This is a genomic window from Nostoc sp. DSM 114159, assembly GCF_053470285.1.
Window position 1 is genome coordinate 5,371,519 of record NZ_JBPFEH010000001.1, and the last position, 23,997, is coordinate 5,395,515.

Genomic DNA, 23,997 nt, shown 5'->3' on the forward strand with positions numbered 1-23,997 from the left:
GGAGACTTAGGAGATATATATCATGCTCACAGAAGATATTCGTGATTTGTTGACCGATACTACCGATTTAAACCAGTTGAAATGGGATTTAAATCGCTTACAACCTGTGGATGTGGGAGACTACATTACACAATTGCCCGAACAACAACGGGCGATCGCATTTCGTTTACTCAACAAAGCTCAGGCAATTGATGTATTTGAGTATCTGCCCACAGAGGTGCAGGAAGAACTAATTAATTCTCTGCATGATGTCCAGGTAGTGCAACTTGTAGAAGCGATGAGTCCCGACGAACGGGCAGAATTGTTTGATGAACTACCGGCTGGGGTAATCAAACGGCTATTACAACAACTCAGTCCAGAAGAAAGGCAAGCAACAGCAACGATTCTCGGCTATCCAGAAGGTACGGCTGGGCGGGTGATGACAACCGAATATGTCCGGTTGCGGCAAGGATTGACTGTAGGTGAAGCCTTGAGCAAAATCCGCCGTCAGGATGAAGACAAGGAGACGATTTACTACGCCTACGTCACAGATGACAACCGGACGCTGGTGAGAGTAGTTTCTCTACGGCAATTGCTGTTTACCTTTCCCGATGTTTTCATTAAAGATATTGCTAGCGATCGCGTCATTAAAGTTAGAACCGAAACCCCTCAAGAAGAAGTAGCGCGAATTATGCAGCGCTACGACTTAATCGCGATCCCCGTGGTTGACCGAGAAGACCGATTGGTGGGCATTGTCACCATTGATGATGTCATGGATATTTTGGAAGAAGAAGCCACAGAAGATATCCAAAAACTGGCGGGTGTGAGTGGTGATGAAGCTGCTTTATCCTCTCCCTTACTTACCATTCGCAACCGTTTACCTTGGCTATTAGGGATCATGGCTCTGTATATTGGTGCAGCCAGTGCGATCGCCCCTTTTCAATCTGTAATTGCCGCAGTGCCAGTTCTAGCAGTGATCATGCCGATATTTTCTAACACTGGTGGTACTGTCGGTATTCAATCATTAACGGTAACAATTCGTGGCTTGGGAGTGGGAGAGGTAACACCCAAAGATACCTTAAAAATTCTTCGCAAGGAACTTCTAGCTGGTTTAGGTACAGCTCTTGCTTTAGCCACAACAATGATCCTGCTTTCTTTAATTTGGGCGCAACCCCAAGAACGATGGGTGGCTTTTATTGCCGGAATGGTAATGGCAACTAATACAATTGTGGCTGTTACACTCGGCACTTTACTACCAATGGCTTTGAAACGACTGAAGCTCGATCCTGCTTTAGTTAGTGGCCCGTTAGTGACTACAATGCTAGATACAATTGGATTTTTAACATTCCTCAGCCTAATTTCTTTAGCTTTAAACGTTTTCCATTTACCAACTTGAAGGGATTGGGCATTGGGGATTAGGAGTGCTGTTAGCGGAAGCGGGGCGTTTAGCCCGTGCTGAGTTAAGAGTTAGGAGTTAGGAGTTAGGAGTTAAGAGTTATACCAATTTGAAAAAAGAATGAGACAAATAAACCCTTTGTAGAGACGCGATTCATGAGCCAGCGCGTTGCGGGGGTTCCCCCCGTTGTAGCGACTGGCGTCGCGTCTTTACCCAAGGATGTGTCGCAATCATTAATTGAATTGGTATTAGGAGTTAAGAGTTAGGAGTTTTGTTTACCCCCTTGTCCCCTTGTCCCTCTATCTCCCTCATCTCCCCTGCCCCTCTGCCCCTTTCTGGGGCAGGTTTTTTTGATTAGACAAATTTTTGGGATTTTAAAACCAAAACCATTGTCTGAGAACTTAAAACTACGTTCAATAATTGAGAACATTCTCAACTATTTATCGAAAGCCTAAAAGCCTCCCCTTGAAAGCCCCTCTGCCCCCCTGCCCTCCTTCTCCCCTGCCCTCCTTCTCCCCAAATCCTATGCCTACTACAACCTGGAATCGTCATCACATTCTTTCCTTGGCTGACTTTACTACTACCGAATACGATACAGTTTTGCAAACTGCTGCCAGTTTTCAAGAGGTGCTATCACGGCGGACGAAGAAAGTACCAACCTTGCAGGGACAGGTGGTGGCGAATTTATTTTTTGAATCGTCTACCCGCACTCGCAGCAGTTTTGAACTCGCAGCCAAACGCTTAAGTGCGGATACGCTGAACTTTGCTGCCGCTACATCTTCTATGACCAAGGGAGAAACAATTCTCGACACGGCAAAAACCTATTTGGCGATGGGAACTGATATTATGGTAGTCCGCCATCGAGAGGCAGGAGTACCAAATGCGATCGCGGCTGAAATGGATCGTCTCGGTGTCCGAGTTAGCGTCCTCAATGCTGGTGATGGTCAACACGAACATCCTTCCCAAGCACTGCTAGATTTATTTACCATAACTACTCTAATTGACCCAGACCGCCCCCGACTGGAACTTTTAAAGGGGAAAAAGATTGCGATTGTTGGGGATATTCTCCATTCTCGTGTGGCGCGATCGAATATTTGGAGTTTAATTGCTAGTGGTGCCGAAGTACATCTGGCAGCACCGCCAACCCTCTTACCTAAATTCTTTGCCGAGTTTATCTTGGAGGAAGTAGAAGACAGAAATTATTCCCCCAATCCCCAACTATTTCTACATTGGCAGCTAGAACCAGCTTTACAGAATGCAGATTTTGTCATGACTTTACGTCTGCAAAAGGAACGGATGACGGCTCATTTGCTGCCAAGTTTGCGAGAATATCACCAACTGTTTGGCATTACAAGCACAAAACTGCAACTTTGTAAACCAAACGTCAAAGTTTTGCATCCAGGCCCAGTCAACCGTGGTGTTGAAATTAGTTCTGAATTGATGGATGACCCAGAATTTAGTCTCATTCAATCACAAGTTACCAGCGGTGTCGCTGTTCGGATGGCACTGTTGTATTTATTAGGCAGCGGCAAGTCCTAATAACAGGATAAACTCAAGTTTTTTTGGTTATCATTATTAGATTTGTTTAATTTCTGTACTTGGGCATATTGACAAAATTTGCTCGTTTTTAACTTGTTACCAATGTTATACGCCTAAGTTATGACTTAAAATCCTTAAATTTTAATCCTATTGGACTACCTTACAGAAAAATACATAATCTTATAGAAATCATGTATTCCTCCGCTCGTATGAGGACAAAATTCTCTAATCTTGGCACACTGGTATCGTAGAAGATCGGGATTTAATGACTTCTAGAAGTGTCCGAGGTAAATTATGAAACGAATTTTTTTGACGGCAGCAGCCTTACTCAGCACGCTATCTTTAGCTGCTCCCATTCCCGTCAAAGCAGAAAATTCCGCCCCTGTCCGCCGCTTATTAGAAACTAGAGAATGTTCCGGATGCAATCTAGTAGGAGCTAACCTCAAAGGCGCTCATCTAATCGGTGTTGACTTGAGAAATGCAAATTTAAAAGGAGCTAATCTCGAAGGTGCTAACTTAGAAGGTGCAGATTTAACCGGCGCTAATTTAAAGTCTGCTAATCTCACAGAAGCATTCGTCAGCGATACCATCTTAAATAATGCCAATCTTACCAACGTGAATTTGAGTAATTCCCGTTTATATAATAGTGACGTAGATGGCGCTGTTTTAGCTGGTATTGATTTAAGCGGTGCTGATGTATTTAATACTGCCATTAGCATTGGTGGTGAATACTAATGGTGAGTCATGATTTCCAAGTTAAGAGTTAAGAGTTAAACTCTTAACTCTGCACTGACTAATTTTTATTCGCCAGTAATCGATAGTTCATTAACCCAGATTTTCGGGCAAACTCCACCTGGCGTTAACTCTGGCTCTTTTTCTACATAAATAATTGACTTCAAGAGTTCCAAGAAATCGCCAGCAACAGTTGCTGACTCAATACTCGTTTTTACTCCCTTGTTAACTAGCCAACCATCAAACGGCAAAGAAAAGGAACCTTGCAAGGATTTAACTCCAGCATGGAGAGCTTGTAAATCATCAATAAAAATCACATTTTCAGCAGTTTCTAAGCTCAACTCTTGCTCAGGAGTTGCTGTTGAAAATACGTGATAAAAATTGGGACTAACGCTGACTTTTGCACCAATACTAGCATTACCCGTTGGTTGGGCATTTAACCTTTTAGCGGTGCCAGCACTATGGAGAAATCCTGTTAAAATACCATTTTCAATCAACGAAATTTGACGAGTAGGTGTTCCTTCGCCATCAAAAGTTTCGGCACCTACGTTAGCTGGGTGCAGTGCATCATCATAAACTGAAAGTAGAGGAGAAGCAATTTCCTTACCTAAATCATCAGGAGTAGATAGACTTTGATTGTCTAAAATACTTTGGGCATTGAATAAGTTAGAAAAAGCGCCCAACAGACTTAAGAAAGCTTCCGCTGAAAAAACAACTCGATATTTACCAGTTTTGATTTTTTCATAATTCAAGTGACTGATAGTTTTATCGGCAGTTTCTTTGATACAACCATTAATATCTAGTTTATCTAAACTTTGGTTGATTCTAAAAGCGCCTGCACTGCGCGGTTTTTTGCCATCTTCCTCAGTTTTGCTATAAAGATAAACAGATGCCAAAGAGTGAGATTCAGTTCTTACTGCACCGTCGCTATTGAGATAAAATCTGTCAATATCTCTTTGAGACAAACCATTATAAGGTACACCTTTAATTGCTGGATGAGCTGCTAGTAATTCTTTTTCAGCTACCAACAATTTTTCTATAAGTTCAGCAACAGGTGCTTGAGGTGCTTTATGCGGGGGTTTACTTGGAATCGGAACAGTAGCCTCTGGACTAAAATCAGGAACGTTCTCTTTAACACCAAAGAAACTGGCTTCGTAGGCAGTTTTCAAAGCTAATTCCAGTCCCTTGGGGTCTACATCTGTGGTGCTGGTCACACCCATTGTATTATCTTCATTCCAAACACGAACAGTAACACCAGAGCGGTTTGAAGCTTTGACCTGTTTTGGCTCACCTTGATCTACTTGCACGCTAGTGTCATCTACTGTTGAGCCATAAATGTCAAATTTTTTAATGCCAAGTTTATCAGCATTATCCTTAGCAGAATTTGCAATCTCATTGATATTCGGCATAGTCAATTTTGGATTTTTGATTTTTGATTTTGGATTGGAAACGATTCCATTTTTGATATTAAAGTTTGGATTTTGGATGTTATGACTTATATTTTTAGACAAATAACTCGTAATGCCAACTGCTTTGTTCTAGCCTGAAACACCTGCTCATTCACAATCCAAAATCCAAAATCTAAAATCTAAAATTCTTATCGTCCCCCTACAGTAATAGAATCAACCTTGATGTGGGGTTGTCCTACCGTGGTGTAAATACTGCCACTGACTGAGCCACAAAAGCCTGGTGCAATTTCCAAATCTTGAGAACACATGGAAATTTTATTCATAATTTCCTTAGCTTCACCGATGAGAATTGCTCCTTTGAGTGGTTTAGTGATTTTGCCATTTTCAATTAAATAAGCTTCATCAACACTAAAGTTAAATTGACCTGTAGCACCAACGCTACCACCACCCATCTTTTTACAGTAAATACCTTTATCAACAGAGGCAAATAATTCATCAATGCTATATTCGCCAGAATCAATATAAGTATTACGCATCCGGCTAGCAGCAGCATAGGTATAATTTTGGCGGCGTCCACTTCCAGTTCTGGGGTGTCCGGTGCGCGAGGAACCTGTTCTATCTGCTAAGAAGTTTTTCAGAACGCCTTTTTCAATTAAGAGGGTTCTTTGAGCCGGCATACCTTCGTCATCCATGTCAATTGTCCCGAAGGCATTTTCAGAGCGCCCTTCATCCCAAGCTGTCAAACTTTCGTGGGCAATTTTTTCGCCTTTTTTGTCAGCAAAGGGAGAGGTATTGCGTTCTATTTGAGTGGTTTCTAGTAGGTGTCCGCAAGCTTCGTGGAAGATGACGCCGCCAAAGTGATTGGCCATAATGATGGGATAAGTACCCGACTCCACGTAATCTGCGTAGAGCATTTTTCCAGCCGATTCTGCTATTTTCTCGGCGGCTTGTTGAGAATCCCAAGTTCTCAAGAAGTTGGCATCACTAGTATTACCCGCGCGATCGCCAATTGAGGTACGATTAGCACCATCAGCACACAATAAGTTAAATCCTACTGACTGGGTAAGGCGAATATCACGGGCAAAAGTCCCGTCACTAGCGGCGATTAAAACTTCTTGCCAATCCCGGAAATAGCTAGCACGGCGCGATTGGACGTGGCTAGCTTTTTGCTTCAGGTGGGCTGTACCATCTAGGAGGATTTCTCCCATTTCTCGGATGGAGCTACACATCGGTAGCCATGCATCTTTACCTCTTTTGGTAGCGTAATCTCTAAGTAATTCTAGGTTGATTTCGGGGATGAAAGCTTTAGCAGTGGGTAGTTGTAATCCCAAGATAGAAAGACCTTTTTCTAAGGCTGCTTTCAAACCGGAAAACGAAAGGTCATTAGTGCTAACGTAGCAGTCGGCTTTGCCGCGAAATACTCTGACTCCCGCGCCTGTAGACAGACTGGGTGAAATACTCGTGATAGCGTCATCTTCTGCAAGAGAACTAATATAGTTGCGACGCTCTAAAAATAATTCGATGAAGTCAGCACCAGCGGCGCGTCCTAGTCCCAGAAGGGTAGCCAGGGGGGCTTCCCAGGTTTCATCGAAACGCTCTGGTGTGGAAGAATATTGGAGAGTGGGAAGTTGATTCGAGAGAAGTAGCGTACTTGTAAGCATGGGTAGCCTCGTCTGCTGGTGTAGTTCAGAGATTTGACTGAAAAATCCTGGTGTGTTCAGTCTAACAAATGAGCAAAAGCCACAGTTGCTAGAAAAACGTGTGGATTTCCCTCCCCTTTAACAACGCTTTGGCAAATCCGCTCACAGACTAGAAATTTGGAGCTATTTGACGAAGAATTCAGAAATCAAAATACAAAAGCGGAGCAAGGAAAGCTCCGCTTTTGTATCAGCGTAGGATAAAATACAGTTCTATTTATATATTTACTGGCACTTTTCTCAACTAAAGAATCCAGACTTTTCTTCTCAGGTTTATTTACGGTTTGCCATTCTTAGTGGAATTTTAACTGTTTCTTGCTGTTTGAAAGTCTGACCTAAATTAGAAGTTGGCTGTGTTGATGCTAGGTTCTTAAACAAGAGTTTTAGTGTTCGAGTAATAGTTTTAAGAATTTTCATTTTGCTAGCAGTCGGCTTTTCATCGTATCTCAAAACCATTGGAATTTCTACGATTTTTGGTTTGAGGGCTTTGGCTTTCAGCAGTAAATCTATCATGCAAGCAAATCCACTTTCAGTGAATAGATTGTCCCCATAATACATATCCAGTTTATTGAGGAAAGTACGGTTATACAGTCTGTAACCACAAGTGTAGTCTTTTACGCCTGGTACACGGGCGGCGATTCTGAAAAGCCAGCTGGCTCCGTAACTCATCAACTCTCTAAATTTTGATAAGCCTATGACTTTAGAACCTTTGCGATATCTAGATGCGATCGCAATATCATAGCTACCAGCTATCATAGTGTCATACATTTTTATTAATAGCTCTGGTGGTTGAGTATTATCACAATCCATCGCCGCTAAGAAATCACCTTCTTTAGAAATTTCCAAGAAAGTTGTAAAACCTGTTTTAATTGCTTGACCTAAACCAGCATTTTTGGGATGTTGGACTAATTTTAGTAATATACCTAGTGATTGAGATTCATCTATTGCAGTCTGAGCAGTTTGATCGCTACTGCCATCATCGACAAGAATCAGTTCTATCTCTATATTAAAGATTTGCTGCAATGTTTGAAACTTTTTGAACAAGGGTCGAATTGATTCTTGTTCGTTATATGCGGGTAAAAGAACAAAAAGACTCATAAAAACCTCGTGTGATTTTTCAATTCAAATGTGATTACTCAAATTTCAATAATTGAGTAATGGTGATTTTTTGAGAAATTCATCGACTTGTCGAACTACTGCGTTGTTATTGACGCTATCATTGACCAGCTGTGAGGTATTGACAACGAAAAAATCATCGTTTTCAGTACTCACTTTGGGAACAAGGCTGGAATAATTTAAAACTTGTAGTGGCTGTACTTTAATCGCTCGATTAATATGTGCCGCTACAATGTCATCTGCTTTGAGTTCGGGGAACATTAAACGTATACCTTGGAAAAATATTGGACGTAATTCGTCATCTGGTTGTTTTAACAACGGGTCGGTGGAAAGGATATATTTTGGTAGGAATGTCATGTGATACCCTGCTGTTTCTTGTAAAGAAACTAAGTTACTCATACCGATAACTCCAGTAAAAGGAATATTTTTATCGGCAATGTTCACTACGTAATAAGGAATTAGAGGCTTACGAGTAATGAGTACCATGCAGATTACACCCAGGTATTCTACTGTTTCAGTAGTGTCTGCAACTTTCACTAGTTCCCTCGCAGCAACCTGTTGCAAGATATTAACTGGCCCAGTAAAGATGACTTTATCAAAATGCTCTTTTTTACCCTGATATTCTACCCACATTCCACCTCCGGGATGAGGTGCGATATATTCAACCGCAACACCTTTGTGGATATGACCTCCAGCCGCATAAATTAATTTTTCTATATGGTCAAAAACAGTTTTATAACCGCCGGAGACATAACCAAGTTGTTCTTTATTTAATGAAGAATCGCGCGCTGAAAATAGTCGTTTGATATAAGCCCAAATAAAAACTGCTGAGATTCGCTTATAGTTTTCTCCTAATTTGGATAAAAGCAAAGGTTTCCAGAGTTTTTCGTATGTGTTTTTACCACCAAGTTTCAATAGCCAATCTTCAACTAAAATCTTCTCTAAGCGCCGCCAGTTATTCAGGCGCGAACCATATAGAAGAGTAAAAGCTAATCTGATTTTACCTATAAGTCCAAATAGAGGAAAACGCAGAAATTCTATAGTGTTACTAATAGAATAAAACTTTTTATTGTCATAAAAGCCTGTTAAACTTCTATGCCAACGCAGTTTATCTCCAAGACCAATATCTCTAATAAAATTTATTAAGTGAGTATCAGAAGGTAGGATGACGTGATAAAAACGATCCCAGGTAAATAATCCGTAATCATGATAGGTAGTAAGTCCACCAAGCTGCTTATTACTATCAAAGACAGTGACTTGATGTCCTTGATGTGAAAGACGTTGAGCTAATACTAGCCCAGTGATACCTCCGCCAACTATGCCTATATTCATAAATTAAATTTAGATTTTGTGAAAATGTTTTAGAAGATGATGTTCCGAAACTGTTAATATTAATAATTTGAATCATAAAAGATTAATGTACAACTAGAATTACGCCAGTTATGATAACGGAAATCCCTAACCATTGACTAAAAACAACCTCTTCTTTTAAGAGATAGTGAGAAGCAATGGGTACAAATGCATACATTAATCCTAAAACTGGAAAGGCTTGACTTAAAGGAATTGTCCGCAATACATAAAGCCACAATATAGTCATAAATGTATAGCAGATAAACCAAATTAAAAAATAACGAGATAATAAAAGATTTTTGATAGAGCCGCTTTCTCCTTTATTAGAGTTAGAGATGTAAAGTCCATACTTGAGTGAGAGTTGAGCAGTTGTTCCAAACAAAACAACAAGCATTAAATTTAGCCAAGTAAAAATACTCATTTTTAATTGTTCAAGTAATTATCTAAATTTGAGTTTTTTAATGGGGTTAACTACTAAAAGAACACCCAAGAAGATAGTAATGACTCCTACTATTCGAGTTAGCGTAATCACCTCATTAAAAAAGTAATATGAGCCGAAAAGTATCCCAACATAATTTAAACTCGTCAGTGGATAGGCAATACTTAATTTTACAGAGCGCAGAGCCAATATCCAATTTACTATTCCTAAACAGTAGACAGTAATAGCTAATGATAATTTTTGAATAAAATCCCAAGTAAATACTCCCTCATTTGTATAAATCATGGCATTTTTCATGAGCAATTGTCCAGAAATACTAAGTAAAATACTTACAAATAAAATAATATAAGGGGTTATTTTAAAGTTTGAATTTTGAGACATCGATTTCATAGTACTTTGCCTTCATCAAGATGGTAGGTATGAACCAAATAGTAAAAAACCAGTCTTTTTAAATGTTTCATATCTCGGCAACACTTCTCTACAATTCGATTTCCACTTCAGTAAATAGACAACAAATTAGGAAAGCTATGTTGAAGTGACTGATATTAAAACGATCCTTGAAGCTTATGCCCTATTAAAAACTAAATATTATGTAGTATTCCAGGATAGTTGCTCTATCATGGCAGCGTTCGATATGATTGGTAGTAAAGCACGCTTAATTGTTTGACTGGATTATACTCCCAACCAAACCAGTTTATTGCTTGACAATTTGCACAATCAATTTAGAGTTTGCCTAACTGTAAATTACAGATATTTTCTGTGCTACCCAGGTTTGCTCTAACACTATTTTTAGCGCGATCGCGATAATCTAATAGTGGATACAGACATAGAGAAATCTGAGAAGTTTGTCACAACTTCTCTATACATACACATTTGCAGTGTGCCGTAGGTGTAGCTAGCACTTCGGCTCCTTTCGACTTCTCTACGAGACGCTACGCGAACGCTCAAGGCAAGTCGCTCAGTGACCATCGTAGACATCGTTGATGTTGAACTTTGATTCCACCCACATATTCAACAGATGCACTTAAATCAAAATGGATTACCATAATTTTTGATTAATCCATTCATTAACTTTCTATCAGTTGTATCCTGCTGTAGAAATCTTTTGAAGATACTATTGATATTCTCAAGCTATAAAACCTAGCTGGATTGAGAAATATTCTCTATTTGCTCCAAAAAAGTGGATTAATGTACTGACATATCATAAAACTTCTCCCGGCTCACAGACATATCTGTAATCTCGGCTGGCAATTAAGCCGATTTATAAAAGTAATGGTTTTTACTCAAATCGAGTATGTATACGTGCTCTTTTTGGGCATGGGAACACAAGAAGTAATATAAGTCTGACTGGCTGCGTAAATCAATAGAGAGATCAATCAATCTACACTACAGTAATACGCTTTACAGATTTATGGGGAATTTTACTGGATGTCCAAATGGAGCTTTTTTACAAAACAACTAATGCAAACTAGAGTTGGCTAATTAACTTGAAATTGAAATTGTTTGCATTGAATTTGAGATATTTCTACATCATCTAGTATTATTTTTGCTTGACTTTTCCGCGTAATTTTTTAAATAGGCTTTTTCCTCCAAATTTATTGTTACATGTAATTACTTACTAGAATACCATGAGAAAGGTATGTTGCAAATTTATCGTGATACTTTATCAAAAATTTATCTACTGACAAATACAATTAAACAAAAACTTCATAAAATAAAAATCTTCCGCTATTCTTAATTTTTGCCAGGTAAATTTGTACATTTATGAAGTAATTTATGGTACTAAAATTGTATAAGTAAAGAGTTAGTATTAGACTCGATAATGCAAAGCTAAGAGTTGACTCAAGAAAAATTGAAACTCGAACAAGACTACTGGCGTTGACAGTGTTACATAAGTTACACTAAATTACAAGCTGAATTTTTAGATGATAATCGAGAGTTTGAATTATTTTTTATCTATTCAGAAAATATTCATCTAAATTTACATATTTCAGATAGAGTTAGTAGTCTGCCAATTTTCCTTCGCTGGGTAGAGGTTTTTTTATTATTTGGACTGATTATCCTCATCAAGGTCTGTTGGTAATCATGATTAACAATCCAAACTGAATCTGCCAAGATATTAATGCTTGAGTAAAATCAAGCTAATCGCTGCAAAGTAGGCAATTTCATTGGTACCCTTTTTGAACAAGCAGGTAGTAGCTCAAACAGGACATAGTGGTATAAAGAAAAACAACGCTAAGTTCTCTTGGTTGGATAGAGGTTTCTCTAGGTTGTTTTCCTATTGTTTGGACTCATTATTTTGCAAAAGTCTGTTGGTAATGACGAAGACAATGATTAATAATCCAAACTGAATCTGCCAAGGTGCTAATATTAAACTTAAGATCAAGCTAATCGCTGCGAATACACCTGCAAGATATGCTATTTCATCAGTACTGTTTTTGAACAAGTAGCCTGTAGCTAAAGCAGTACATAGTGGTATCAAGAAAAACAAAAGCATTTTCCTAACCTCTGAACTAAAGGTTGTAGTGTTTTTAGAACAAATTTTTTGGAAGTGTGGTTAATCTTACATCCAATCAGGTTTTGGCTACAACAGTCGAGCGAAATAAATATTATAGAAAATCAAGATTATGCAAGGTTGGATTTTATGCCAATTGGAATAATTATTGCAATAGATGAAGCGCCAAAAGCTTGACAACTATTTTTTATGTGTTTGAGTGTGTGCGTAGCAAGATTTAAAATGTGGTACGAGATGCTACGCGAAATTGCGTGGTGTTTAGTAACAGACAATTTCTGTGGGTGATGCTATTTTTGTCCTTCTCCTGACTCAGCCAAGCTAAATTGAAAGGGTTATAAAACTTGCGTATGCGTTTTGTTTATTTCGCCAATTACACTCTTGCGAACAATCATCTAGTAAATTAGCTTAAAACTTTGGACTTGCGCCAGGATAAGGATCTAGCATATTACCTTTAGAAGTAGCATTTTCATTTTAGACACCTAATGCTGAACATTCCTCAAATACTGGCAACTGAAATCAACCTCAAATCCCATCAGGTGCAAAACGCGCTGGAACTTTTGGCGGAGGGTGCAACAATTCCCTTTATTGCACGTTACCGCAAAGAACGCACCGATGAGATGAATGAAGTGCAACTACGCGAACTGGCCGATCGATATACTTATTTAACAGAACTGGAAGAACGAAAATCGGTTATTTTAAGTGCGATCGCCCAACAAGGTAAACTTACAGATGAACTCAAAGCCAAAATCTCATCTTGCTTACAAAAAACCGAACTTGAGGATTTATATCTACCTTATCGCCCAAAGCGCCGCACCCGCGCCACTATCGCCAGAGAAAAAGGACTCGAACCACTAGCAGAGTTCATCAAGTCGCTAAATATCAAAAATGCTGCAATTGCATCCTTGGAGTCAGAAGCGGCTAAGTATATTTCGGAAGCGCAGGGAGTAAAAACAGCAGAAGAAGCACTCAAAGGTGCTGCTGATATTTTGGCGGAAGAAGTAGCTGAAAAAGCTGAGTTACGCGCATATATCCGCGACTATCTTTTAGAAGAAGGGGTATTTGTCTCCCGCATCAAAGATGATTATCCTGAAGGTACAACCAAATTTGAGATGTACCGTAACTATCAAATTAAGGTAAAAAATATTGCACCACACAATATGCTGGCGTTGTGTCGGGGTGAAACTGAAAAAATATTAAGCTTTGAAATTGCTTTTGATGAGGATGCGGTACTTTACTATCTTGAGTCGAAAGAAATTAAAACCAAAGTCCGGACAATTCGAGATTTTTATCAGGCGATGCTGAAAGATGCATTCAACCGTTTGATGAAAGTCTCTCTTATGGGAGAGGTTATTGCTGAGAAAAAAGTTTATGCAGACATAGAATCAATTAAGACATTTGAAACTAATCTGCGGGAGTTGCTGCTATCTGCACCAGCAGGGATGAAACCAACCCTGGCGATAGACCCCGGATTTAGAACTGGGTGTAAAGTTGCTGTCCTCGACCAAACGGGAAAATTTTTGGAATACCAAGCGGTTTTTCCTCACCAAGCGGCTGAACAGCGACTCAAAGCTGCACAAACTGTCAAAAATTTAATTGAAAAATACAAGATTGAATTAATCGCCATTGGTAACGGTACAGCGTCCCGCGAGACAGAGGAGTTTGTCACGCAAGTATTGCAAAATATAGAACGCAAACCAGTGAAGGTGATGGTGAATGAATCTGGCGCATCTATATATTCTGCAAGTACTGTAGCGCTAGAAGAGTTTCCCGATTTAGATGTTACCGTGCGCGGTGCAATTAGTATCGGCCGCCGTTTGCAAGATCCCTTAGCAGAACTAGTGAAAATCGATCCCAAATCGATTGGTGTGGGACAATATCAGCACGATGTCGATCAGAAATTGTTGAAAAAGAAATTGGATGACACTGTAGAAAGCTGCGTTAACTACGTCGGCGTAGACTTAAACACCGCATCCAAAGAACTTCTGACATCCGTCTCTGGAATTACGGCAACAGTAGCCAATAATATTGTCGCTCATCGCAACCAGCATGGAGCCTTTAAAAATCGCCGACAACTTTTGAAAGTTCCGAAGTTAGGGCCAAAAGCTTTTGAACAAGCAGCGGGTTTTCTGCGGATTCGCGGCGGTGATAACCCTTTGGATAATACAGCAGTGCATCCAGAGAGTTATTCTGTAGTAGAAGCGATCGCATCCGATCTAAATGTGCCATTAAATCAGGTAACACAAATTGCCGAAAAACTCAAAAAGGCCAATTTGAAGAAATACGTTACCGATAGCGTCGGCGAACCCACACTGCGCGACATCCTCAACGAACTCGAAAAACCAGGTAGAGATCCTCGTGCTGAGTTTAAGTATGCCACCTTCAGAGAAGGAATTAACGAAATCAAGGACTTGAAGGTGGGAATGGAACTAGAGGGAATCGTGACGAACGTCGCCAATTTCGGTGCTTTTGTCGATATCGGCGTACATCAAGATGGCTTGGTGCATATATCCCAACTTGCTGATAGATTTGTAGACGATCCCAATAAAATTGTCAAAGTTGGACAAGTAGTCAAAGTCCAGGTATTAGAAATCAACGAGAAACTCAAACGGATTAGTTTGTCGATGAAAGCAGTTAAACAATAATTAGAAACAGCAGATGGCAGTTTATCAAGTTCGATTGATTAATCCTACACTTGGATTAGATCGCACCATTCCAGTACCAGACGATCAATATATTCTAGATATGGCGGAAGAAGCTGGTATCCGCTTACCATCTGGGTGCAAACAAGGCGAATGTTCTGCGTGTATTGCTAAACTTATTAGTGGTGAAATCGATCAAAGCGAGCAAAAATTTCTGCGTCCAAGTGAAATACAGGCTGGTTATGTTGTTACTTGTGTAACTTACCCTTTGTCTGATTGCACTTTAGAAACCCATCAAGAACAAGTCTTATATAAATCAGCCCTTTACTATAAGCCTGAGTCGGGACAATCTGAGTGATTTTTGCTTTGTAACATTAAATTAATCTTAAATTTAGAGGGTGCGTTAAATTTGTTTAACGTGCCCTTAAAAACATGGCAATACGTTAGAAATCTTCAGAAATTAATATGCGTTATCCAGAACCCTTGGAGACATATAGCAGTGCTATGTCTCTACTCCTATGTCTAATGTATAGGTATACAGCTATGCGCCCATAAAATGTATTTAGAACCGCTATATTTTTCTCAACGATAGGCCTAATGGTAGAAAGAAATTCTATCTTGCAAGGGAGGTGAAACCCTAGTAAATAGTTAAAGATGATATAAGAAGTCGCAAAAAAATCTTTAGTGATTAGGTAAGAAACAATGTTGACTCCATTTTTAACCGCGATAGCTACAGCTTTGAGCCTGTTGATTGTTGATTTAGTTGTTCCAGGCGTTAATATTGCTAATTTCCCCGCCGCTATAATTGCTGCTGTAGTAATTGGTCTAATTAACGGTTCAGTTAAACCAATTCTGTCTGGTCTTTCTTTACCACTTAACTTTCTCTCATTTGGAGCATTTTCGCTCGTTGTCAACGGTTTGTGTTTTTGGTTAGCAGCAGTGCTAGTTCCTGGATTCTCAGTTCGCGGAATTATTGGTTTCCTGCTTGGGCCAGTAATTTTAACTTTTGCTAACACCTTTATTAACAACTACTTTGTTGAAAGAAACCTTTTAACCAGCAGTGGTGATGTAAAGAATCAAGCTGAACTACCTTCTTCTAGATAAGTTTAGAACGAATAGAAACGTCAGTTAAATCACGTTTCTCACCTACATAAAATCTCCAAAGGTGGATTTCCTAATTCGGCATCCTCAAATGAATGTAATTAAACAAAATCACAAAGTTGTAAAATCATGAAATTAGTTCGTTTTCTTTTAGGTTTGTTAGTTCCTCCTTTAGGTGTTTTCTTGACAGTTGGAGTTGGCCCCACCCTGTTGATTAACATTTTACTCACTGTTTTAGGTTGGCTTCCTGGTAGTATTCATGCAATTTGGGTTATAGCCAAGCATGACGAACAACTTAATCGAGAAGGGCGTATTTACTAATACGCAATATTAAAGCCCTCATCCTTCAACCCCTTCTCCCAAATTGAGAGAAGAGGAGCTAATTTCAAAGTTTTCAAAATCCCTCTCCCAAGCTTGGGAGAGGGATTTAGAGTGAGTGAGGGTTTTTAATTTTTCAACAAAAGTAAAGTAGGGGAAGAATTTTTCACCCTACTTTTAGAAGTCAATTAAACGTTAAAACAGCTTATTTATGAATAGTCTCGCGTTCTTTAGCAGCAGGTTCCTTATCTTTGAATAAGTCAGCCGCCGTTAAAAGTAACTCTCTTAAGGTTTGTTTGATTTGGCGCTCTTTTCTGGCTAGAGATGTACCAGCTTCACCCAGTTTATCTTCTAGTTGCGATCGCTTCTGTTCTACCTGTACAGCCATCGATTCTGCTTGGGGACGAGCTTTATCATACCAGTGTTTCGCCTCGTCTAGATAATCTTGAACTTCCATATTCCGCCCACCATAGCGTGCAGCCATATTAGCTCGGACAATGGCTAGCTGCGCTTGCAGTTGCGCGTAACGTTTCTTTAACAACCCGACTTCTTCACTATCTTTAATCGCATTGATAGCAGAATCAATTGCAGTTTTGGTACTTGCAGGTTTTTCCTTACCCGTCTCTTCAATTTCTGCCAGAATTACATCAACCTCTTGTTGGAGTTGTTCTTCTTCACCATCCAATTGAGCCTGTAGCCGCTTAATATCTGTTTGAGTTTTAGCAATGTCTTCGTGTCTTTTGCTATTAATTCCTTCCAGCGCTCCTTCAATGGAAGCTGTCACTTCATCTTTGAGTTCGCTGCCTTTTTCTTGGAAGTTTTCAATTACAGCAGAAACAGCATCTTTCACAATGCTACGAACTTCAGTAGAACCTTGTTTAAACTCAGAAGCTACTTGAGAAACTGCGGATTTTACTATTTCTCGAATCCGCTCAGTTCTTAATTGTCCAGTTTCTTTTGCTTGTTGCAGGTCGGCTTGAATTTGTTGTTTGATATTGTTAGGCATTTTCAACTCGTAGTATTTAACTAATTGGGATAATATTTTCTAGAAATGTTCCTACATCCATATTATGGCGTAACCCAAACTAGCTTGGTACTTCCTTTAGATATAAAATTGCAATCCTAAAGAGGTGATGTGTAAGATATTGCCTATTTGTGAGATGATGAGTATTTAGTGGTAGTAATTGGAAGTAGAATATGTGGCAAGTAAATATTACTTGTTCGGATGATGCCTGGAAAATTTATGGTACTGAATTAAAAGCGATCGCAGCGAAATATCAAGGTGAATTGATTGGTTCCAAAAAAATGCCAAATGGTACGCGCATCATGTCTTATAAAATTGAGGATGTTAGCGATGCTGAAGCTTTTCAAGAAGATTGTGCAAATTTTGCTGGATTTACAACTGACTTTGAATCCCTCTAGTATTGGTTTTGATACTTCTGCCTACAACTAATATGTTCACTGGAGAAATTAATTGAAGAAAATACTTACATTGATATTAGTAACATTTTTGTTATTAATCAGTACTTTTACTTTGCCTGTTAAAGCAGCAGACACAGTTAACGGCGAACAAATATTTAGCGTTCATTGTGCTGGTTGTCATATCAATGGTAGCAACATCATCAGGCGTGGTAAAAATCTCAAAAAGCCAGCCCTAAAAAAGTATGATATGGATTCAATAGAGGCAGTTACATCTATAGTTACCAATGGTAAAAATAATATGTCAGCCTACAAAGATCGTCTCAGCGAACAGCAAATTCAAGACGTTGCTGCTTACGTTCTCGAACAAGCGGAAAAAGGCTGGCGTTAGAAAGTAGAGACGCGATTAATCGCGTCTGTACAAAAGTTAGGAGTTAAGAGTTAAGATTTAAGAGTTATTGATTATCGCTGTTATAAATGGTTCTTAAGAAGGCATAAAAGCTAAGAATGTTGTAATAAGATGCTTCCAAACTCACTAATTCTTCATTCCTCTCACTCCTCACTTCTAACTCCTCACTCCTAACTCCTAACTCCTCACTTATCACTCCTCCTAAACTTGAAAATGAACTTACCCACAGCTAGTCGTCTCCAATTTACTCCCGATTTGAATATCTGCCGGATATTAAATGGGATGTGGCAAGTCTCCGGCGCACACGGACAGATAAATCCCCAAGCCGCTATTGAGACTATGTTCAAATATGTAGATGCAGGCTTTACTACTTGGGATTTAGCAGATCATTATGGCCCTGCGGAAGACTTTATTGGTGAGTTTCGTTGCCAACTAATTGATACTCGTGGGAAAGACGCTTTATCTCAGGTACAAGCTTTTACAAAATGGGTTCCTCGTCCTGGGAAAATGACCAAGAAACTCGTCGAGGAAAATATTGATATTTCCTTGAGAAGGATGAATGTGCAATCGTTAGATTTGATGCAATTCCATTGGTGGGAATATCAGGATAAAAATTACCTGGATGCCCTCAAATATATGGCTGAACTTCAGACTGAGGGTAAAATTAAGCATTTAGGTTTAACTAATTTTGACACAGAAAACTTAAAGATCATTACTGAAGCAGGGATCAAAATTGTTTCTAACCAAGTGCAATTTTCCCTAGTTGACCGCCGTCCTGAAGTTAATATGGTGGAGTTTTGTCAGCAGCATGACATCAAGCTTTTTACTTACGGTACGCTGTGCGGCGGTTTGTTATCAGAAAACTATTTGGGGAAACCAGAACCGCGAGGATTTGATCTCTCCACTGCTAGTTTGAAAAAATATAAAAATATGATCGATGCTTGGGGTGGTTGGCGATTATTTCAAGAGTTGCTAGCTATTCTGAAGGAAATTGCGAATAAGCATGGGGTCAGCATTTCTAACGTCGCAGTGCGTTACATTTTAGATCGACCAACAGTAGGCGGTGTAATAGTTGGTGCCAGACTTGGTGTATCTGAACATATAGAAGATAACGCCAAAGTATTTAGTTTTAATTTAGATGAAGACGATCGCGATCGCATCAATGCAGTATCTCGCCAATCACGCGATTTGTATCAGCTAATCGGCGATTGCGGCGACGAATATCGGCGATAAGCATTAAGGCGTTGGCTTTGTTGATGATTGAATTTACTGATAATATGGTGAAGGTTATTGTGCAATCTACCCCTGCAAACCATGCCGCTAAACTTTGCCTTTGCCCTCAGTCAACAGCAAACTTTTGAACTAGGAAAGCGCCTCGGTTGCAGAGTTAGCCAATTTGGTGAAATCCTACCCAGAAGACTATTTTGATGTCTTTCATCTCACGGGACACGGGATAATTCATTTAGTTGCCGAAACAACGTACAAATTTAGTCTGGAAAAACAAGATTGCAATCTTCTACGCTTGAGTTCAAACCTATCAACCTAGCGCGAGATCAAGATTTATGCGTTCAATTCAGAGCAGACTCTTTCATTTGCAGCTTTGGTTCAGCCGCTCGGTTCTATAAAGAGGATGGAAGCGGAGCTGAGAAATATTTGCAGTGGCTGAGACAGCGAATGACAGAAATCCCAAACAGTTGTCTACACGTTTGGAAAGAAGAGCAAATTATTGGGCAAATTGAGATGATGTGTTGGAAACACGATTCAAGCATTGGCTACGTCAATTTGTTTTACCTGACTCCAGAGTTTCGAGGTCAGGGTTTTGGTAAGCAGTTAGATCAACACGCAGCTCATTTTTTCAAGCGTCTAGGTTGTCAGTCAGCCCGCTTGAACGTCAGTCCTACGAATCGAGTAGCAATGAGATTTTATCTCAAGCACGGATGGGTTGATTTAGGGCAACGGGAAGATGATCCTGAAGTTCACTATCTTGAAAAGAAATATGGAGCAATATAATTTTTGTCGTTTTGGTGAAGGCGAAATGCGATCGCGTTACTCTTAAATTAATTACCCACAATGTGAGTGACAACATTCTGCAATTAGTACCTAAAATTCATTGACGAAGTTCAAAGTTCATTCACATAACACACTCTCCGAAACCTGCTCAATTGAAAGTTAATAATGTTTTACTCTAGCTCATACATCTGCTTATGTTTCGCTAAAAGCTCTTGATATTTCTCATTTGTCTTTGCTTCTACCCACTTAGCTTTAAATATAGCTGCTGATTCCGCTTTCACTGCGTCTACTTCATAAGGAAGAATTTCTTTTTTATCACCTGAAGTATCCGAATTCTGTTTATATTTTCTGCCGCTTTTATGATTAGCATAACGGCGAGAGCGAGTATAACCCATTTGGATAAACTTTCGTGCCATATCCGCACCAACAAAATCATCTTGTTCTAGATAATCAAGAAACATCTCATAAATTTTTTCACTCGACTCTCTAGCAATATCAGGAGTTTTGAACCGCCAGTAAGGAAGAATTTCTGATTTGTATGGTTCAACCAAAAGTACACCCTGCTCACCCTTGCCAACACGATAGAGTTCAGGATGTTGGCGAAAATCAATATTTTTAAAGTCTAAAGAATAATCAAATGCCATGATAGATTTTTATTATGAATACTAAACTTTAAGTAAAAAGTTCAGCTTCTATCAAAGTATTGAGATTTGGTTCTACTATGCTATCTAGCACCCAATCCGCGAACAGTGTCCTTGGGCCAGGAAATCTGCGTAAAGTGCATCACATTGCCCTCAACGTCCAGGATATGCAAGCTTCCCGCCACTTTTATGGCACAATCCTGGGTTTGCACGAACTCACAGGCGACGAAGTACCCGCAACCCTGGTGGAACTTGTTGCATCTGGGAAAGTAGCCAACTTTATCACCCCGGATGGTACGATTCTCGATTTATTTGGGGAACCAGAGTTATCACCACCAGATTCCAATCCAGAGAAGACATTCACCAGAGCATACCATCTCGCCTTTGACATCGATCCCCAGTTATTCGATCGCGCGGTGACAGTAATCGGGGAAAATAAAATAGCGATCGCACATGGCCCTGTCACCCGCCCTACTGGTAGAGGAGTGTATTTTTACGATCCAGATGGCTTTATGATTGAAATTCGTTGCGATCCAGAAGCTAGTTAACTTAAGGGTAATAACAAAAGTATCTACTATGACCGCGAAACTCACGGAAATATTTAAAGTAATTGAAGATGCGATCGTAAAACCACCAATTCCACACGAACCATACAAGCAATCATTGAAAGCCTGGGCGATGTATTGTTTGCGAGACAAAGGTTTTATAGTCGCTTATGCTCAAAATGCCGACTTTGCCATTGAAAGAAAACGTGAAGAAAAGCTATATTTCAAAGTTTCAAATAGCCCCGATGATTTAGATAATTCTCTTAACTGGATTGTTTGGGATAGTGCAACTAAAAGCGCCAGTCTCATTCCTCAAAAAATAGACTGATGCCAAAACAGTCATCAAATGCTTCCCTGATTCTTTAACTATTCAGATGGATGTATTTTCACTAACTATCTTCCTTCATCAGACAACTGCTGCACAAATATTTGATGTTCTACTGAATTTAATCCCAACTGCAATACAGCCAATACTTGCTGCATATTGCCAGCAATTAAATCGGACATTGACAACCACAAACCAGGAAATACTTGACTTTTGATAATTCCATCTGCATCCACTTCTAAAGATACATACTCTCCTTGTTGCAGGCTAAACCAATCTAATTTGTTTTCAAATATTTGCCAAACAATATATTCTTTGACTCCATTACGACCATAAACTTTTTTCTTGTCATGTAAATCAATAGCAACACTGCTAGCTGCTATCTCTATTACCAGTTCTGGCGCACCTTCGATGTAATCATCATCGCTCAAACGAGATTGTCCTTGGGATGTTGGTGTGATTAATAACACTCCATCTGGTTGCGGTTCATTGTCTCGATCTAAGCGGACTGTTGGCTCAATTCCCAATCTCACACCAAGAGTGGCAATTTGGTAAGTCCACAACCAACCGATAAGATGACCATGTGGTTCGGCATGACTTTCAAAGCGTAATGGGGAAGCCAAGTATACAACTCCTTCAATTAATTCTGCCTTTTGATGACGGGGCATTGCTTGATAGCGTCGTTCAAATTCGTAGCGAGTGAGGCGATCGCCATTTTCTAAATAAGGAATTCGCTGCTTGAATGATAGATTGACCATGATTTTCTGCTCTGGCAAGGAGTTTTACTTTATTATGGCTTGAAACCTTAATTACGAATTACGAATTACGAATTACGAATTAGTGTTGGGTTTCTCAAACACCATTAAATGCTGTTGAGGTAACAAGTTTTTAGTTTCCCGCCAAACCAAACCAACAGCTTGCATTTCTTTACGGACTTGTTTTTGAGTCATTTTGTGTAGACGTTTAATCATAATAAAAGGATTTTCACCGCGATACTCAACCAGCACTACCCTCCCACCTGGTTTCAGTGCTTTCACAATTCCTTGCATCACTTCTTGGGGATACTCAAGTTCATGATAAGCATCCACCATCAAGGCTAAATCGATGCTTTCAGATGGTAAATTAGGGTCAGTAAAAGTGGCTAAAACAGGCTCAATATTGGTGATATTTTTCTCTTTTTTAAATAACTCAATAATTTCCAACATTTCTGGTTGAACATCTACAGCTAACACCTTACCTGTTGTTAATAACGGCGCGATGCGAAAGCTTAAGTAACCTGTACCAGCGCCAATATCCGCCACCACATCATTAGGTTTGAGATTGAGGGCGTTGACTACCTTACTTGGCTGTTCTTCTCGCTCTCGGCTGGGACGTTCTAGCCAGCCAGCGCCAGTGTATCCCATAACTTGGGCAATTTCGCGCCCCATGTAGTATTTGCCGATACCATCTGGACTATGGATAAAACGCTGTTCGTAAACAGTGGTAGATGAAGACGCAGCTTGTGCTGTCAGGGTTGGGTTCAACAGCGAACAACTCAACATCGCAATAAGGGTTACTATAAAGTGGAGAAAATTTGACATTTGGTTATGACTGATATAGATATTTATAAGCAGCAACTAAAAGAATTTTATGGTAGTAGAACGACTTATGACCATGAAAAAGATACTCGCCATCCTCTAGAAGCCAAGCTTTTAATTGAATTTGTTGGGCTACATCCGGGACAAAAAATCCTTGATGTGGCTACTGGAACGGGTTTAGTTGCGATACCCGCAGCCCAAAAAGTTGGTTCAGAGGGCTACGTGATTGGAATTGACATGACCCCTGGAATGTTGCATCAAGCAAGACAAAAAATTGCAGCAACAAAATTACAAAATATCGAGTTGATTGAGGCAGATGCAGAATATTTAAACTTTAGCGATAGTAGTTTTGATGTTGTCTTTTGCTGTGAGGCAATTGTACTTTTTCCTGATATAATTGCTATTTTAAAAAAGTGGTATCGCTTCTTGAAACCAGGAGGATTTGTGGCATTCACCTGTCCTCCCGAAAATGCTATTATGGCATCTCTTCACCAGAGGATCTGCGCTAGAGTTTTGGGTGTATCGCTACCACATATCCTTGAACCACTGGGAACTCCAGAAAAATGTCGGAAATTGCTTGCTCAGGTAGGTTTTAGAGATATCGAAATTAAGATTGAGCCATCAGGACGTTATCATCCTCTTAGTGATAACAGATTATCGATGACAGTAATTAATATAAATTTTAAAAGCAATCCTCTGTTGTCAAAATTATCACAAGAACAATTAAATCAATTGCAAGTTGAGTACAAAGCAGAAATTGAGAAATTAGCAACCGATCGAGGTCTTTGGATAGACACTACAAAGTTCTTTGTTCGCGCTCGAAAATAAGTTGATGAGCTTT

The 23,997-nt window shown here is 39.5% G+C and carries 26 protein-coding genes; 14 read left to right on the top strand and 12 right to left on the bottom strand.

The window, feature by feature from the left end; all coding sequences use genetic code 11:
* Nucleotides 1-22 precede the first annotated feature (22 nt).
* From mgtE to ACR5KR_RS22245, 3 genes are all read left to right on the top strand, one after another.
* Entirely contained in the window at nt 23-1,375 is a 1,353-nt protein-coding gene (gene mgtE / locus ACR5KR_RS22235) for a magnesium transporter (protein ID WP_448268053.1), read from the top strand.
* 525 nt (nt 1,376-1,900) lie between these two features.
* Nucleotides 1,901-2,914: an aspartate carbamoyltransferase catalytic subunit gene (locus ACR5KR_RS22240; RefSeq protein WP_448268054.1), complete on the top strand. Its 1,014-nt coding sequence runs from the start codon at nt 1,901-1,903 to the stop codon at nt 2,912-2,914.
* A 294-nt stretch (nt 2,915-3,208) separates the two neighbouring features.
* Nucleotides 3,209-3,649 carry a pentapeptide repeat-containing protein gene (locus ACR5KR_RS22245; RefSeq protein ID WP_322695469.1) on the top strand — a complete coding sequence of 147 codons (441 nt, stop codon included), beginning with the start codon at nt 3,209-3,211 and terminating at the stop codon, nt 3,647-3,649.
* Nucleotides 3,650-3,714: 65 nt separating this feature from the next.
* On the opposite strand, the gene ACR5KR_RS22250 is transcribed toward ACR5KR_RS22245, so the two are convergent.
* The 8 genes from ACR5KR_RS22250 to ACR5KR_RS22285 form a co-directional block, all read right to left on the bottom strand.
* A complete protein-coding gene (locus ACR5KR_RS22250; RefSeq protein WP_445630471.1) occupies nt 3,715-5,055 on the bottom strand; it encodes a TldD/PmbA family protein in 1,341 nt (446 codons plus the stop codon).
* A 188-nt stretch (nt 5,056-5,243) separates the two neighbouring features.
* Nucleotides 5,244-6,716, bottom strand: coding sequence for a TldD/PmbA family protein (locus tag ACR5KR_RS22255; RefSeq protein ID WP_448268055.1), 1,473 nt, complete (start codon nt 6,714-6,716; stop codon nt 5,244-5,246).
* A gap of 309 nt (nt 6,717-7,025) precedes the next feature.
* Nucleotides 7,026-7,850, bottom strand: a complete 825-nt coding sequence (locus ACR5KR_RS22260; protein ID WP_448268056.1) for a glycosyltransferase family 2 protein — start codon at nt 7,848-7,850, stop codon at nt 7,026-7,028.
* Between the two features lie 45 nt (nt 7,851-7,895).
* Nucleotides 7,896-9,200 carry an NAD(P)/FAD-dependent oxidoreductase gene (locus tag ACR5KR_RS22265; RefSeq protein WP_448268057.1) on the bottom strand — a complete coding sequence of 435 codons (1,305 nt, stop codon included), beginning with the start codon at nt 9,198-9,200 and terminating at the stop codon, nt 7,896-7,898.
* An 82-nt stretch (nt 9,201-9,282) separates the two neighbouring features.
* The gene (locus ACR5KR_RS22270) at nt 9,283-9,639 is read right to left on the bottom strand and encodes an EamA family transporter (protein WP_322695464.1); all 357 of its coding nucleotides are present in this window, start codon (nt 9,637-9,639) and stop codon (nt 9,283-9,285) included.
* A gap of 18 nt (nt 9,640-9,657) precedes the next feature.
* On the bottom strand, nt 9,658-10,047 hold the full coding sequence (locus tag ACR5KR_RS22275) for an EamA family transporter (RefSeq protein ID WP_448268058.1): 390 nt from the start codon (nt 10,045-10,047) through the stop codon (nt 9,658-9,660).
* Nucleotides 10,048-10,446: 399 nt separating this feature from the next.
* On the bottom strand, nt 10,447-10,635 hold the full coding sequence (locus ACR5KR_RS22280; protein ID WP_448268059.1) for a hypothetical protein: 189 nt from the start codon (nt 10,633-10,635) through the stop codon (nt 10,447-10,449).
* A gap of 1,300 nt (nt 10,636-11,935) precedes the next feature.
* Nucleotides 11,936-12,154, bottom strand: coding sequence for a hypothetical protein (locus ACR5KR_RS22285; protein WP_445630465.1), 219 nt, complete (start codon nt 12,152-12,154; stop codon nt 11,936-11,938).
* Between the two features lie 500 nt (nt 12,155-12,654).
* Here ACR5KR_RS22285 and ACR5KR_RS22290 point away from each other — a divergent pair, with 500 nt between their 5' ends.
* From ACR5KR_RS22290 to ACR5KR_RS22305, 4 genes are all read left to right on the top strand, one after another.
* On the top strand, nt 12,655-14,814 hold the full coding sequence (locus ACR5KR_RS22290) for a Tex family protein (protein WP_448268060.1): 2,160 nt from the start codon (nt 12,655-12,657) through the stop codon (nt 14,812-14,814).
* Between the two features lie 13 nt (nt 14,815-14,827).
* Nucleotides 14,828-15,169 (top strand): 2Fe-2S iron-sulfur cluster-binding protein, encoded by a 342-nt coding sequence (locus tag ACR5KR_RS22295; RefSeq protein WP_448268061.1) that lies wholly within the window; start codon nt 14,828-14,830, stop codon nt 15,167-15,169.
* Between the two features lie 344 nt (nt 15,170-15,513).
* Entirely contained in the window at nt 15,514-15,915 is a 402-nt protein-coding gene (locus tag ACR5KR_RS22300; protein ID WP_448268062.1) for a phage holin family protein, read from the top strand.
* A 126-nt stretch (nt 15,916-16,041) separates the two neighbouring features.
* The gene (locus ACR5KR_RS22305; RefSeq protein WP_322695459.1) at nt 16,042-16,233 is read left to right on the top strand and encodes a YqaE/Pmp3 family membrane protein; all 192 of its coding nucleotides are present in this window, start codon (nt 16,042-16,044) and stop codon (nt 16,231-16,233) included.
* 202 nt (nt 16,234-16,435) lie between these two features.
* Here the strand turns inward: ACR5KR_RS22305 and ACR5KR_RS22310 are convergent, their stop codons facing one another.
* The gene (locus tag ACR5KR_RS22310) at nt 16,436-17,236 is read right to left on the bottom strand and encodes a histidine kinase (protein ID WP_445630460.1); all 801 of its coding nucleotides are present in this window, start codon (nt 17,234-17,236) and stop codon (nt 16,436-16,438) included.
* 191 nt (nt 17,237-17,427) lie between these two features.
* On the opposite strand from ACR5KR_RS22310, the gene ACR5KR_RS22315 reads away from it, so the two are divergent.
* The 4 genes from ACR5KR_RS22315 (at nt 17,428) to ACR5KR_RS22330 (ending at nt 20,068) form a co-directional block, all read left to right on the top strand.
* The gene (locus ACR5KR_RS22315) at nt 17,428-17,652 is read left to right on the top strand and encodes a hypothetical protein (RefSeq protein ID WP_445630459.1); all 225 of its coding nucleotides are present in this window, start codon (nt 17,428-17,430) and stop codon (nt 17,650-17,652) included.
* 52 nt (nt 17,653-17,704) lie between these two features.
* Nucleotides 17,705-18,040: a cytochrome c6 PetJ gene (gene petJ / locus ACR5KR_RS22320; protein WP_448268063.1), complete on the top strand. Its 336-nt coding sequence runs from the start codon at nt 17,705-17,707 to the stop codon at nt 18,038-18,040.
* A gap of 231 nt (nt 18,041-18,271) precedes the next feature.
* Nucleotides 18,272-19,291, top strand: coding sequence for an aldo/keto reductase (locus tag ACR5KR_RS22325; RefSeq protein WP_448268064.1), 1,020 nt, complete (start codon nt 18,272-18,274; stop codon nt 19,289-19,291).
* A gap of 420 nt (nt 19,292-19,711) precedes the next feature.
* Nucleotides 19,712-20,068, top strand: a complete 357-nt coding sequence (locus tag ACR5KR_RS22330; protein WP_448268065.1) for a GNAT family N-acetyltransferase — start codon at nt 19,712-19,714, stop codon at nt 20,066-20,068.
* Between the two features lie 170 nt (nt 20,069-20,238).
* Here ACR5KR_RS22330 and ACR5KR_RS22335 read toward each other — a convergent pair whose 3' ends face one another.
* Nucleotides 20,239-20,712, bottom strand: coding sequence for a DUF4385 domain-containing protein (locus ACR5KR_RS22335; RefSeq protein ID WP_448268066.1), 474 nt, complete (start codon nt 20,710-20,712; stop codon nt 20,239-20,241).
* A 77-nt stretch (nt 20,713-20,789) separates the two neighbouring features.
* Here ACR5KR_RS22335 and ACR5KR_RS22340 point away from each other — a divergent pair, with 77 nt between their 5' ends.
* Entirely contained in the window at nt 20,790-21,257 is a 468-nt protein-coding gene (locus ACR5KR_RS22340) for a VOC family protein (protein WP_448268067.1), read from the top strand.
* Between the two features lie 28 nt (nt 21,258-21,285).
* Entirely contained in the window at nt 21,286-21,582 is a 297-nt protein-coding gene (locus tag ACR5KR_RS22345; RefSeq protein ID WP_445630453.1) for a hypothetical protein, read from the top strand.
* A 65-nt stretch (nt 21,583-21,647) separates the two neighbouring features.
* Here ACR5KR_RS22345 and ACR5KR_RS22350 read toward each other — a convergent pair whose 3' ends face one another.
* Together ACR5KR_RS22350 and ACR5KR_RS22355 are read right to left on the bottom strand one after the other, a co-directional pair.
* Complete coding sequence (locus tag ACR5KR_RS22350; protein ID WP_448268068.1) at nt 21,648-22,337, bottom strand: Uma2 family endonuclease; 690 nt, start codon at nt 22,335-22,337, stop codon at nt 21,648-21,650.
* 72 nt (nt 22,338-22,409) lie between these two features.
* The gene (locus ACR5KR_RS22355) at nt 22,410-23,120 is read right to left on the bottom strand and encodes a class I SAM-dependent methyltransferase (protein WP_448270292.1); all 711 of its coding nucleotides are present in this window, start codon (nt 23,118-23,120) and stop codon (nt 22,410-22,412) included.
* A 45-nt stretch (nt 23,121-23,165) separates the two neighbouring features.
* On the opposite strand from ACR5KR_RS22355, the gene ACR5KR_RS22360 reads away from it, so the two are divergent.
* Complete coding sequence (locus ACR5KR_RS22360) at nt 23,166-23,984, top strand: class I SAM-dependent methyltransferase (protein WP_448268069.1); 819 nt, start codon at nt 23,166-23,168, stop codon at nt 23,982-23,984.
* Nucleotides 23,985-23,997: the final 13 nt, after the last annotated feature.